Raw genomic sequence first — 13,689 nt, 5'->3', positions numbered from 1 at the left:
CCATCTGGGTCAGGCGAACCAGGTACCATTACGCCAGTGACGCCGCCAGATGAAGGCCAGTGAGAGCCCGCGCAGCGCGAGGAAAACGGTTAACGCGAGCCATAAACCGTGGTTTCCCAACAGTGGTACAGCAAATAACGTTAATGCAAATCCCGCGGCAGCGACGGCCATACTGTTACGCATTTCTGCCGCTCGCGTCGCACCAATAAACATGCCGTCCAGCAGGTAACACCAGACGCCCACCAGCGGCAAAATCACCTGCCAGATAAGATAACGATCGGCCAGTAGCTGAATCTGGGGCAGAGAGGTTAGCAGCGCAATAATCTGTTCACCGAACAGGGCGTATATCAGGGAAAACAGAATTGCCACAATACCCGACTGCCTACATGCCGCCCTCCAGACATCCAGTAACTGACCGCCATCGCGCGCGCCATAAGCCTGACCAGAATGAGCTTCGACGGCGTAGGCAAACCCGTCCAGCGCATAAGCTGTAAACGTCAGCAGAGTCATCAGGACGGCATTTACCGCAATGATGTCACCACCAAGGCGCGCGCCCAGTACCGTAATGGCGCCAAAACAGAGTTGTAGCAACAGCGAACGCAGCATAATGTCGCGGTTAAGCGCCAGCAGACGGCGAAAATTGCCGCGCCATGCAAGCTTCAGCATCGCAAGCGAGACACCACGCAAATGGAGAACCTTGCGCACCATCAGAAGACCAATCAGCAATGTGGCATATTCGGCAATCACAGTTGCCAGTGCAGCGCCTTGCACGTTCATATGCAAGCCCATCACCAGCCATAAATCGAGCACAATGTTGAGAATATTACCAACAATGAGCAGGATAACCGGCGCACGGGCATACTGGACGCCCAGCAACCAGCCCAGCAGCACCAGGTTTGCCAGAGAGGCTGGCGCGCTGAGCCAACGAATTTCAAGGAAGCGCCGGGCTTGCTCCAGTACCGCCTCACTGCCACCAACTATATGCAGCGCCAGATCGATAATTGGCGTCCTGAACAGGGCAATCGCAGCCCCTGCTCCCAGCGCCAGGATCAACGGTTGCACCAGCGCGCGAGCCAGTGCCTGCGAATCTTTCGCGCCAAATGCCTGGGCCGTCAGCCCAGTGGTGCTCATGCGTAAAAAGAGCAACAGCATAAAGAGAAAACTGGTCGCCGTTGCGCCAACGGCTACGCCGCCAAGATAGACCGGACTCTCCAGATGACCAATCACTGCGGTGTCCACCAGCCCCAGCAGGGGGACAGTGATATTGGAGAAGATCATCGGTAGGGCAAGGAGCCAAAGTGCTTTGTCGGAAGAGGTAAAGAAAGGCATGCAGAAAGCCTGAGAAGGAGTTAAACGGATAATATTGTTTTTCGTAGACCCGGTAAGCGTGGCGCTACCGGACCAGAGTGATGCCGGATGACGGCGTAAACGCCTTATCCGGCCTACTTAATTACAGCCACTCACCGTTACGAATGACGCCGACCGCCAGCCCTTCAATAGTGAAGTTTTGCTCGCGCAGGTCAACTACGATAGGCTTGAATTCGCTGTTTTCTGGCAGAAGTTCGACCTTGTTGCCCTGTTTTTTCAGGCGCTTAACCGTAACTTCATCGTCAATGCGTGCAACAACCACCTGGCCATTACGCACGTCCTGAGTTTTATGTACGGCCAGTAAATCACCGTCCATAATCCCGATATCTTTCATCGACATTCCGCTGACGCGCAGTAAAAAATCGGCACTGGGTTTAAACAGTGAAGGATCAACCTGATAATGGCCTTCAATATGCTGCTGTGCCAGAAGAGGCTCACCCGCCGCAACACGGCCGACAAGTGGTAATCCCTCTTCTTCTTCCTGCAACAGACGAATTCCACGCGATGCGCCAGAAACAATTTCCAGCACACCTTTACGTGCCAGCGCTTTAAGGTGTTCTTCAGCTGCGTTTGGGGAACGGAACCCCAAACGCTGCGCGATCTCCGCACGCGTCGGTGGCATACCTGTCTGGCTGATGTGATCCCGAATGAGATCAAACACCTCTTGCTGCCTGGCCGTTAACGCTTTCATTCCGCCCCCTGGGTGTATATACAGTTATGCTGTGAGTATATACAGCTAAAGGCGATTTTGGAACCGCAAACTGCACAAAAAACAGGAGATTTATGAAGTTGTGGAATGCTTATCGAAAATGCGACCACAACAGGATGCCCCAGGTGATCAAGGCTACAAAAATAGAAAGTAGTACCGCCGCCGATCCCATATCTTTCGCCCGGCCAGAGAGTTCGTGATACTCAGAGCCGATACGGTCGACCACCGCCTCAATAGCGCTATTAAGAATTTCAACAATCATCACCAGCATCACCGAGCCAATCAGCAGCACACGGGTAATCGCATCAACATCCAGCCAGCAAGCAATCGCGACGCCCAGCAGTACGGCAACACTTTCCTGGCGAAACGCCGCTTCATTAATCCATGCGGCACGAAAACCTTTCCACGAATAGCCTGCTGCCTTGATAATTCGAGTGAACCCAGTGGTATTATTAGCCATCAAAAGAACCTTTTTACATTATTAGCGTCAATGTCATTGTACCGTTACCCTATTTACTTCAGGGCTGATGCAAAGCAGCGCGAAGTATGACGGGATACACCAGAAATTCACTAAACTTTCTGATATCCTTGCAGCGCATTTGCATTATTAACCAGAGGCTTTACATCGTTTATGTCCGGCTGGCCAAGAATTTACTACAAATTACTGAATTTACCATTAAGTGTGCTGGTAAAAAGCAAGTCTATTCCGGCGGATCCTGCTCCGGAATTGGGGCTCGACACTTCGCGTCCCATTATGTACGTCTTGCCGTACAACTCAAAAGCGGACTTGCTAACGCTGCGCGCTCAATGCCTGGTTCACGATCTCCCCGACCCCCTGGAGCCGTTGGAAATCGACGGGACTCTCCTGCCGCGCTACGTGTTTATTCACGGCGGCCCGCGTGTCTTCACTTATTACACGCCTAAAGAAGAGTCTATCAAGCTGTTCCATAACTATCTCGACCTTCATCGCAGCAATCCTGACCTGGATGTGCAGATGGTGCCGGTATCGGTGATGTTTGGCCGCGCTCCCGGACGCGAAAAAGGCGAAGTGAATCCGCCTCTGCGCATGCTGAATGGCGTACAGAAATTCTTTGCCGTTTCGTGGCTGGGTCGCGACAGTTTTGTTCGCTTCTCCCCGTCGGTGTCCCTGCGTCGCATGGCTGACGAACACGGCACAGATAAAACCATTGCACAGAAACTGGCGCGCGTGGCGCGTATGCACTTTGCCCGCCAACGTTTAGCTGCAGTTGGTCCGCGTCTTCCTGCCCGCCAGGATCTGTTTAATAAGCTGTTGGCCTCAAAAGCTATCGCCCGCGCGGTAGAAGATGAAGCACGCAGTAAAAAAATATCCCACGAAAAAGCGCAGCAAAATGCCATCGCGCTGATGGAAGAAATTGCCGCAAACTTCTCCTATGAGATGATCCGCCTGACGGACCGTATTCTGGGGTTCACATGGAACCGGCTGTACCAGGGGATTAACGTTCATAATGCAGAACGTGTGCGCCAGTTGGCGCACGACGGACATGAAATCGTCTATGTGCCATGCCATCGCAGCCATATGGACTACATGCTGCTGTCGTACGTTCTGTATCACCAGGGCCTGGTTCCTCCACACATTGCCGCTGGAATCAACCTGAACTTCTGGCCGGCAGGCCCGATCTTCCGCCGTCTGGGTGCATTCTTTATTCGCCGCACCTTTAAGGGCAATAAACTTTACTCCACCGTATTCCGCGAATACCTGGGCGAACTGTTCAGCCGTGGCTACTCGGTTGAGTACTTTGTCGAAGGTGGGCGCTCACGTACAGGCCGTCTGCTCGACCCGAAAACCGGCACGCTGTCCATGACCATTCAGGCGATGCTGCGCGGCGGTACGCGTCCGATCACGCTGGTGCCTATCTACATTGGCTACGAGCATGTGATGGAAGTGGGAACATACGCAAAAGAGCTGCGTGGTGCGACGAAAGAGAAAGAGAGCCTGCCACAAATGCTGCGCGGCTTAAGCAAGCTGCGTAACCTGGGCCAGGGCTACGTTAACTTTGGCGAACCGATGCCATTGATGACTTACCTGAACCAACATGTTCCGGAATGGCGCGAATCTATCGATCCTATCGAGTCTATTCGCCCGGCCTGGCTGACGCCGACAGTGAATAACATCGCCGCCGATCTGATGGTTCGTATTAACAACGCAGGCGCGGCCAACGCCATGAACCTGTGTTGTACCGCGCTACTGGCATCCCGCCAGCGATCTCTGACCCGTGAGCAGTTAACCGAACAACTTGATTGCTACCTGAGCTTGCTGCGCAACGTGCCGTATGCTGCGGATTCGACGGTTCCCGCGCAAAGCGCCAGTGAACTGATCGACCACGCTTTGCAGATGAACAAGTTTGAGGTCGAGAAAGATACCATCGGCGACATCATCATTCTGCCGCGCGAGCAGGCTGTACTGATGACTTACTACCGCAACAACATTGCGCACATGCTGGTTCTGCCTTCATTGATGGCGGCGATTGTGACTCAGCATCGTCGTATTTCACGTGAGGCACTACAGCAGCATATTGAAGCACTGTACCCGATGCTGAAAGCTGAGCTGTTCCTGCGCTGGGAACGTGACGAGCTTGCAGGAGTGATCGACGCACTGGCCAGCGAAATGCAGCGTCAGGGTTTAATCACCATGCAGAACGATGAGCTGCATATCAATCCGGCACACTCCCGCACGCTACAGTTGCTGGCGGCAGGTGCTCGTGAAACCCTGCAACGCTATGCCATTACCTTCTGGCTGCTGAGTGCAAACCCATCCATCAACCGCAGCACACTGGAGAAAGAGAGCCGTACCGTGGCTCAGCGTCTTTCCGTACTGCACGGTATTAACGCCCCTGAATTCTTCGATAAGGCGGTGTTCAGCTCTCTGGTGCTGACTCTGCGTGACGAGGGATACATCAGCGATACCGGTGATGCCGAGCCGGAAGAAACGATGAAGATCTATCAGATGCTGGCCGAACTGGTCACGTCCGATGTACGTCTGACCATCGAGAGCGCAACGCAGGGCGAGTAAGCATAAAAAAACCGGTCGAAAAAATGACCGGTTTTTCTTTTGTCGCCTCACCTAAAATCAAAGGTGCCAGTAACTCATTGCCAGCCCCAAAAACAGCACCAGACCGACATAGTTGTTATTCATAAACGCTTTAAAACAGGCATCCCGTTCGCGATTGACGATCAATTTCTGCTGATACACAAACAGCGCGCCCGCCACCAGCAGAGACCAGTAATAGCCCAGACCCAGCCCGTTCAGCCAGCCAATCAACGCCATCAATACCAGTACGCCAACCTGCAGAATACCAATAATCAGCTTATCGTTTTGGCCGAACAGGATCGCGGTCGATTTAATACCAATCTTCAGGTCATCATCCCGGTCAACCATCGCGTACTGTGTATCATACGCTACCGCCCAGAGAATATTGGCAAGGAACATCAGCCAGCAACTCAGCGGAACAGATTCGCTCACGGCAGCGAACGCCATTGGGATAGACCAGCCAAATGCAGCGCCCAGAACCACCTGTGGCAAATGGGTATAGCGCTTCATGAAGGGATATACCCACGCCAGTGCTAACGCAGCGACAGACAACAAAATTGTCATCGTGTTTAGCGTCAGTACCAGCAGGAACGCAAGCAACACCAGTACCACAAACAACGTTCGGGCTTCTTTCTCTGTCACCGCACCACTTGGCAGCGGCCGGTTCGCGGTGCGTTTGACATGCCCGTCAAATTTGCGGTCAGCATAATCATTCACCACGCATCCGGCGGCGCGCATTAACCAAACGCCAGCGACGAAAACCGCCAGGATCCATAATTGCGGTACCCCAGGGGTCGCCACCCACAGCGCCCACAGGGTCGGCCAGAGCAGCAGTAAGGCGCCGATTGGCTTATCCGTACGCATCAAGCGGTGAAACGCCAGTAGCTTATTCTGCGTCAGACTCCACTCCATTTTTTCTTCCTCTCAGTACAACGGCGATGCAGGTAAAAAAAGCTCGGTAAGCATCAGCGGCTTACCGCTCAGCCGCAGGCGGGAACGACGCCCCCACAGCGCTGCATCGCGACCTATCTCAATAAAATCTCGGGTCAATGTCGATGATGTAAACAGGTAGCGCCCGAGCGGGGTTTTCCCCAGATTTTGTAAGGCCAGCTCAGGACCACACAGAGTTGATTCAGGCACCACGGTGCGCCCGGCAAGCCAGGGTTCACCATCCGCACATAACAGAATTTCACGCAACCAATAACGGGATTCGCTCGGCAGCAGCGTCAGTTCTTCAGCCACCTCATTTTGCCCAACAAATCCTTCTCGTATCAACGTTACGGTGACCTGTTTTCCCTCCTGCTCAAAGCGTTTGGTCATGGAGTCTTCCAGTAACAACCAGTCAAGCAGTTGAGGGTCAAGCGCGGGGATCGCATCAAAATAACGCAGCGCACGCAGTTGCGTTAACGCAGGGTGTGGCATGCCTTACTCTCCGATTTATAACGTGATGGCATTGTATCGCAGAAAAGGCATTACAGGGTGAGCAAACGTGATTAAGTGATCGGCTAATCAACATTAGTGTAACAAATCGCATTGCACGATAAAAAAAGGTGCGCCAGGAGACGCACCAGTTGTTGCAAAATCAGCAATGTGGGGAGATGGTTACCCCTTGCCTTTTACACTACTGATAAAGGTGGAACGGGCAGATGTGGACCCCAAACGTTCAGCTTCATCAAGCAGCTTCAGCGCTTTATCAACATCACCTTTCGCTACCGCATCTTTAATCGCTTTATTAAAGTAGCTTTCCGTGTCATTCAACATCGGTTCACTTTTCTTCGCAGGCGCTGGAGCGGCGGTCGCTACAGCAGCCGGAGCTGGAGCTGCATAAGCCGCTGCTGGCGCGGCAGTATTCCCAACCGTCACCGGCCCCGGACCGGAGGAGCCAAACAGCGGCCCGACCAATACGCTGGAAGAAGAGCTGGTTTTGACTTTCAGTTTCAACAGGCCATCGGTGGTATGACGGGCGATCGGGTCTGGAATATCCGGAATGGAGTTACCCACACCCTTGGCATACGCTTTCGCCGGGTCAAGCAGAGTTGTGGTCTGCTGAAGATCTTTTTCTGTTGTAAATACCAGCACATAGAGCTTCTGCTGGCCCAGCGCAGGCGTCAGACGCATGACTCCTTCCAGACGATCGGCACTCATCACGCCGGGCTCCTGATAGGTGAAATAGCTGCTGGGGAAGAACGCAGATGGCGTCATGTTCTGATCAAGAATCAATACGTTTGGTGCAAATACACTGGTTTGTTTGTTCACTTCACTGGACAGCGTCAGGGTCAATTCACCAATATTTGCCGGGACGCTATAGGCGGCGACCGGGCCGGTAATCCCGGCAACGTCCAGACGCTGACCACCAGTAGAGAGCTGAGTAGACTGCGTATTCGATTGATCAACAGGTGTCCAGGTTAACTGTTGCAGTGCAGCAGTGGGGATAGCAGGCGCAGCGGTGGTATTTTGCGGCACAAAATTCACATCGGCCAGGCTGATGCCAGGAGCACTTGCAAATAAACCTGCAGATAAACAAAGGGCAACGAGACTTTTCTTCATTTTCATTGTTATCACCTCAGATAGCATGGGTTCAGCGGTGGCCAGGCAATAGCGCGCTAAACCGTAATCAAGAGGGGCTTACGCCCCTCTTTCGGTCATGACGTCAGATTAATGCTGGATTACCACCAGATTTCCATCTGGGCACCGAAGGACCACTCGTCACTGTCGCCACGGCTGGTGGTGCTGATACCGGAATTAGTCGCCGCAGCGAATTTGGTTACGTCGTTACCATTTTTGACGTAGCCCCACTCTTCATCCCATTTTGCGTAGGTTGCGAAGACGCGGATTGCCGGACGAGACCAGATGCTGTCGCCTGCCTGCCACTGTTGCGCCAGGGTGATTTTGTACTGGCTGTTACGATCGCCGGTCTGTTGGGATTTGACGTTGTCGTAACCGACTTCCATCAGGGTGCTCATGATTGGCGTCCATTTGTACATCGGACGAATACCGACGGTGTACCATTCGGTACCCAGGTCGTTATCCATATCGAGATTCTGGTACATACCGACGTACATCAGGTCCCACTTGTCGCCCAGGGAAATCGCACCGTGATCCAGGACACGCACCAGGCTACCGTTGTTATTGACGACGTTGTTAGCGAAGTTTGTCTTAACGCCAGTAACAGGGTCTTCAATAGTAGTGGTAGAAGAACCGTAAGAGCCCTGGTTCAGGCCTTTACCCTGAGTGGTCATGGAGTCTGTCGCATACTGAACGACAAACTTGTTATAGCCTTTCAACATGCTCTGGGTATGTTCAGCGGTGAACATCCAGCCATCTTTTGATGCACCGTCTGCCAGGCTGTAGTCATCTGTTGTATTTGCGCGACCATAGTCAACGCCCAGTTCCAGCATACCGTCCGGGTTAATGGCCATCTGCGCTAAACGCACATCGAACACGTCGTTGGCGGTATCTTTGGTACGATCATAAATATTCTGGCTGCTGAACGCGTAAGAGCCGCCCGCTTCCTGAGAACGGGTTGCTGCCAGAGCCAGTTTACCGAAGCCCAGATCGATGTTTTCAATACCGGCACCAGGACCCGAGATATCCCAGTAGTAGAAGTCGATCATGTGAACATCATGACGCTGATAGAAGCGCTTACCGGCCCAGATCGTAGAACCTGGCAGCCATTCAATCAGGTTTTTACCCTGCACGTTTGCTTCACGGAATGCCGGATCTGTTCCTTCCCAGTCATTCTGCTGTGCTACGGAGTAGGCGACGTTAGTGTCGAAATAGAAGCTCTTATCACCTTCTTTCCATACTTCCTGGCCCAGTTTCAGTTCCGCATAGGTTTCACATTCGTTACCGAGACGGTATTTACTTTGAGCACCAGTAGCCTGGAAACATTGTTGTTCGCCGCCACTACCCGTCCAGCCGATACCGGAACGAGCATAACCATGAAAATCTACAGCCATTGCCTGAACAGACATAATGCCTGCTGCTACAGCAACCGCCAGAGGGAGTTTGCGCAGAGTAATCATCGTTCTATCTCCTGAGATCATTGCTTTTCTTTAAACGCGTCCCCTTCGGGCTGCCTCTTTGTTGGCTGCGTTCTTTCACCCCGGTCACGTACTTTTTGTACGCTCCCGGGATTCATTCACTTGCAGCCTCGATGCAGCCTCGAATGGCTTTGCGTTTCGTTTTTTTTATGGGGACCTTAAACGCCCGGCTCTTGGTGCAACCGACGACATGCAGTGCCATCCTCACGGAACAGATGGCAACGCTCTGGCGGCAGACCGATAGCGAATGTGGCACCCTCTTCTACCAACACCACGTCGTTCTGGCGGTAAACCAGGTTTTGACGGATGGCGGGGATCTGGATATGAATTTGTGTTTCGTGACCAAGCTGCTCGACGACCTGTACTTCACCCTCGAGAGTGACATCAGCAATTTCGCTGGGCAGCAGATGTTCCGGGCGAATACCTAAAGACATGTTGGCGCCAACCTGAACGTGTGCGCTATCGACCGGTAGCCAGATTTGCTGGCGGTTAGGCAACTCTACCTGGACCTGATCGATTGCCGTCCCCGTGACTTTCACCGGCAGAAAGTTCATCTTCGGCGAACCAATAAAGCCCGCGACAAAGCGGTCAGCCGGGTAGTGATACAGCTCCAGTGGTTTGCCCACCTGAGCAACGCGACCAGCATCCAGCACCACAATTTTGTCTGCCAGGGTCATCGCTTCGACCTGGTCGTGGGTGACGTAAATCATCGTGCGGCCAAGACGTTTATGCAGGCGGGAGATTTCTATACGCATCTGCACGCGCAGCGCGGCATCAAGGTTGGAAAGCGGTTCGTCAAGCAGGAATACGCGCGGCTCTGCCACCAGCGTACGACCAATCGCCACACGCTGACGCTGTCCACCAGAAAGCGCTTTTGGTTTACGCTCCAGCAGGTGTGCCAGTTGCAGAACTTCAGCCACCTGATTAACGCGCTGATTCATTACCTCTTTTTTGGCACCCGCCAGCTTGAGACCAAACGACATGTTTTCTGCGACGGATAAATGGGGATAGAGCGCATAGGACTGGAAGACCATTCCCACACCGCGTTCGGCGGGCGGGATATCGTTCATCCGGGTTTCCCCGATATACAGATCTCCACTGGTGATAGTCTCAAGCCCGGCGATCATACGCAGCAAAGTCGACTTACCGCAGCCTGACGGTCCGACAAACACCACGAACTCCCCTTCGTGAATGTCGAGATTGATATCTTTCGATACCACCACGTCACCCCAGGCTTTCGTTACATTTCGCAACTGTACGCTCGCCATGCCCTTCTCCCTTCGTTACAACCTGTCATCGACAGCAACATTCATGATGGACTGACTATGCGTTATTCATTAATGGCGGGAATCCTCCACCCCCCAGCTTTTTTATGGGGGAGGAGGCGGGAGGATGAGAGAGCAGTGTCTGAGACCCTGGCTGTACTCCGTGGAGGAATTTCGTGATGGCGCCTGCAAAAATCAGTGGGTTTTTATGTGCGCCAGCACGCATTACTCACATTTATGCAACACAGATCACATAAAGAATGGGTGGGGCGTAGGGGTAAGGAGGATGGAAAGAGGTTGTCGTATAAAGAAACTAGTAACCGTTAAGCCACCTCTGAAAAATCACCAAACAGGATGGGAACTATGAAAATCAAAACTGGCGCACGCATCCTCGCATTGTCCGCACTGACGACGATGATGTTTTCCGCCTCGGCTCTCGCCAAGATTGAAGAAGGTAAGCTGGTTATCTGGATCAACGGCGATAAAGGCTATAACGGCCTCGCTGAAGTGGGTAAAAAATTCGAGAAAGACACCGGCATCAAAGTCACTATTGAGCATCCGGACAAACTGGAAGAAAAATTCCCGCAGGTTGCAGCGACCGGCGACGGCCCGGACATTATCTTCTGGGCGCATGACCGCTTTGGTGGCTACGCACAATCTGGTCTGCTGGCTGAGATCACCCCAGACAAAGCGTTCCAGGACAAGCTCTATCCGTTCACCTGGGATGCAGTGCGTTATAACGGCAAACTGATCGCCTACCCAATCGCCGTTGAAGCGCTGTCTCTGATTTACAACAAAGACCTCGTTCCTCAAGCGCCGAAAACCTGGGAAGAGATCCCTGCGCTGGATAAAGAGCTGAAGGCGAAAGGTAAATCCGCCCTGATGTTCAACCTGCAAGAGCCGTACTTCACCTGGCCGCTGATTGCTGCCGACGGCGGTTACGCATTCAAATTTGAAAACGGCAAATACGACGTCAAAGACGTTGGCGTAGACAGCGCTGGCGCGAAAGCAGGCCTCACTTTCCTGGTTGACCTGATTAAGAACAAACACATGAACGCGGATACCGACTACTCCATCGCCGAAGCGGCCTTTAACAAAGGTGAAACGGCAATGACGATTAACGGTCCGTGGGCATGGTCGAACATCGACAAGAGCAAAATTAACTACGGCGTAACGCTGCTGCCAACCTTCAAAGGCAAAGCCTCTAAACCATTTGTTGGTGTACTCAGTGCCGGTATTAACGCCGCCAGTCCGAACAAAGAACTGGCAAAAGAGTTCCTCGAAAACTACCTGCTGACCGATCAGGGTCTGGATGAAGTGAACAAGGACAAACCGCTGGGCGCCGTTGCGCTGAAATCCTTCCAGGAGCAATTAGCGAAAGATCCGCGTATTGCTGCCACCATGGATAACGCCCAGAAAGGCGAAATCATGCCGAACATTCCGCAGATGTCTGCATTCTGGTATGCCGTTCGTACCGCTGTAATCAACGCCGCCAGTGGCCGTCAGACTGTCGATGCAGCACTGAAAGACGCGCAAGGTCGTATCACCAAGTAGTGCTGTCGATGTGCCTGATGGCGCTTCGCTTATCAGGCCTACGGAGGATTGTAGGCCTGATAAGGCATTTATGCCGCCATCCGGCACATCTCCGGCCAGGAAGTTTCACCGTTGTTGAGGAAGATCCCCATGGATGTCATTAAAAAGAAATACTGGTGGCAAAGCGACACGCTGAAATGGTCAGTGATAGGTCTGCTTGGTCTGCTGGTGGGTTACCTTGTTGTTTTGATGTACGCCCAGGGGGAGTACCTTTTTGCCATCATGACGCTGATTTTAAGCTCTGCGGGTCTGTATATTTTTGCTAACCGTAAAACTTATGCCTGGCGCTATGTTTATCCTGGTGTTGCTGGCATGGGGCTGTTTGTTCTGTTTCCGCTCATTTGCACCATTGCCATTGCCTTTACCAACTACAGCAGTACCAACCAACTGACCTTTGAACGCGCCCAGCAAGTCCTGATGGACCGTTCTTATCAGGCGGGTAAAACCTACAACTTTGGTCTGTATCCAGCGGGCACGGAGTGGCAACTGGCCCTCACCGATGGAGAGACGGGTAAGAACTATGTCTCCGATGCCTTTAAATTTGGCGGCGAGCAAAAACTGCAACTGAAAGAAACCGATACGCTGCCAACAGGTGAACGCGCGACGCTGCGCATCATCACGCAAAATCGCCAGGCGCTGACTCAACTGACGGCTATACTGCCCGATGAAAGCAAAGTGATTATGAGCTCGCTGCGTCAGTTCTCTGGCACGCAGCCACTCTACTCCCTGGCGGATGACGGGACGCTCACCAACAACCAGAGCGGCGTAAAATACCGTGCAAACAACGATATCGGTTATTACCAGTCGGTCACGGCTGACGGGAACTGGGGCACTGAAAAACTCAGTCCCGGCTATACCGTCACCATCGGCTGGGAGAACTTCACCCGCGTATTTACCGATGAAGGGATCCAGAAACCGTTCTTCGCTATCTTTGTCTGGACAGTCGTTTTCTCGGTCCTGACCGTGATCCTGACCGTTGCCGTGGGTATGGTTCTGGCTTGCCTGGTGCAATGGGAATCACTAAAAGGTAAAGCGATTTACCGCGTACTGTTGATTCTGCCTTATGCCGTACCGTCGTTTATCTCGATTCTGATTTTCAAAGGGCTGTTCAACCAGAGCTTCGGTGAAATCAACATGATGCTAAGCGCACTGTTTGGCATCAAACCGGCCTGGTTCAGTGACCCAACCACAGCGCGTTCGATGATTATTATCGTCAACACCTGGCTGGGCTATCCGTACATGATGATCCTGTGCATGGGTCTGCTGAAGGCGATTCCTGACGATCTGTATGAGGCTTCTGCGATGGATGGCGCGGGCCCGTTCCAGAACTTCTTTAAGATTACGTTGCCGCTGCTGATTAAGCCGCTGACGCCGCTGATGATCGCCAGTTTTGCCTTTAACTTTAACAACTTCGTGCTGATCCAACTGTTGACTAACGGTGGCCCGGACCGTCTTGGTACCACCACGCCAGCAGGTTATACCGACCTGCTCGTAAGTTACACCTATCGTATCGCCTTTGAAGGCGGCGGCGGTCAGGACTTCGGTCTGGCAGCAGCGATTGCGACGCTGATTTTCCTGCTGGTAGGTGTACTGGCGATAGTGAACCTGAAAGCCACACGAATGAAGTTTGACTAAGGAGGG

At 52.8% G+C, this 13,689-nt stretch carries 11 protein-coding genes and 1 pseudogene; 4 read left to right on the top strand and 8 right to left on the bottom strand.

Annotated features, from left to right (window positions below; all coding sequences use genetic code 11):
* Positions 1-9 precede the first annotated feature (9 nt).
* From dinF to LG384_RS01495, 3 genes are all read right to left on the bottom strand, one after another.
* The gene (gene dinF / locus LG384_RS01505) at positions 10-1,329 is read right to left on the bottom strand and encodes an MATE family efflux transporter DinF (RefSeq protein ID WP_225760361.1); all 1,320 of its coding nucleotides are present in this window, start codon (positions 1,327-1,329) and stop codon (positions 10-12) included.
* 121 nt (positions 1,330-1,450) lie between these two features.
* Positions 1,451-2,059 carry a transcriptional repressor LexA gene (gene lexA / locus LG384_RS01500; protein ID WP_045438524.1) on the bottom strand — a complete coding sequence of 203 codons (609 nt, stop codon included), beginning with the start codon at positions 2,057-2,059 and terminating at the stop codon, positions 1,451-1,453.
* A 109-nt stretch (positions 2,060-2,168) separates the two neighbouring features.
* Complete coding sequence (locus LG384_RS01495) at positions 2,169-2,537, bottom strand: diacylglycerol kinase (RefSeq protein WP_045438520.1); 369 nt, start codon at positions 2,535-2,537, stop codon at positions 2,169-2,171.
* A 171-nt stretch (positions 2,538-2,708) separates the two neighbouring features.
* Here LG384_RS01495 and plsB point away from each other — a divergent pair, with 171 nt between their 5' ends.
* Positions 2,709-5,129: a glycerol-3-phosphate 1-O-acyltransferase PlsB gene (plsB, locus tag LG384_RS01490; protein WP_225760360.1), complete on the top strand. Its 2,421-nt coding sequence runs from the start codon at positions 2,709-2,711 to the stop codon at positions 5,127-5,129.
* 57 nt (positions 5,130-5,186) lie between these two features.
* On the opposite strand, the gene ubiA is transcribed toward plsB, so the two are convergent.
* The 5 genes from ubiA to malK form a co-directional block, all read right to left on the bottom strand.
* The gene (ubiA, locus tag LG384_RS01485; protein WP_045438512.1) at positions 5,187-6,059 is read right to left on the bottom strand and encodes a 4-hydroxybenzoate octaprenyltransferase; all 873 of its coding nucleotides are present in this window, start codon (positions 6,057-6,059) and stop codon (positions 5,187-5,189) included.
* A gap of 12 nt (positions 6,060-6,071) precedes the next feature.
* The gene (ubiC, locus tag LG384_RS01480; protein WP_045438508.1) at positions 6,072-6,569 is read right to left on the bottom strand and encodes a chorismate lyase; all 498 of its coding nucleotides are present in this window, start codon (positions 6,567-6,569) and stop codon (positions 6,072-6,074) included.
* A gap of 180 nt (positions 6,570-6,749) precedes the next feature.
* A complete protein-coding gene (gene malM / locus LG384_RS01475; protein ID WP_045438502.1) occupies positions 6,750-7,700 on the bottom strand; it encodes a maltose operon protein MalM in 951 nt (316 codons plus the stop codon).
* Positions 7,701-7,813: 113 nt separating this feature from the next.
* The gene (locus LG384_RS01470; protein WP_045438497.1) at positions 7,814-9,172 is read right to left on the bottom strand and encodes a maltoporin; all 1,359 of its coding nucleotides are present in this window, start codon (positions 9,170-9,172) and stop codon (positions 7,814-7,816) included.
* Positions 9,173-9,348: 176 nt separating this feature from the next.
* Complete coding sequence (malK, locus tag LG384_RS01465) at positions 9,349-10,458, bottom strand: maltose/maltodextrin ABC transporter ATP-binding protein MalK (protein WP_045438493.1); 1,110 nt, start codon at positions 10,456-10,458, stop codon at positions 9,349-9,351.
* A gap of 360 nt (positions 10,459-10,818) precedes the next feature.
* Between malK and malE the strand changes: the two genes are divergently transcribed.
* The 3 genes and pseudogenes from malE (at position 10,819) to malF (ending at position 13,683) form a co-directional block, all read left to right on the top strand.
* Positions 10,819-12,009, top strand: coding sequence for a maltose/maltodextrin ABC transporter substrate-binding protein MalE (gene malE, locus LG384_RS01460; RefSeq protein WP_045438487.1), 1,191 nt, complete (start codon positions 10,819-10,821; stop codon positions 12,007-12,009).
* Positions 12,010-12,019: 10 nt separating this feature from the next.
* Positions 12,020-12,127, top strand: a pseudogene (locus LG384_RS23325) (hypothetical protein); the annotation flags it as partial.
* Between the two features lie 11 nt (positions 12,128-12,138).
* Complete coding sequence (gene malF, locus LG384_RS01455) at positions 12,139-13,683, top strand: maltose ABC transporter permease MalF (protein ID WP_045438484.1); 1,545 nt, start codon at positions 12,139-12,141, stop codon at positions 13,681-13,683.
* Positions 13,684-13,689 lie beyond the last annotated feature (6 nt).

Source organism: Citrobacter sp. Marseille-Q3906 (assembly GCF_916618775.1).
Taxonomy (GTDB): domain Bacteria; phylum Pseudomonadota; class Gammaproteobacteria; order Enterobacterales; family Enterobacteriaceae; genus Citrobacter; species Citrobacter murliniae.
Note: the sequence above shows the minus strand (reverse complement) of the source record. Positions and strands in the feature narration are given on the sequence as shown.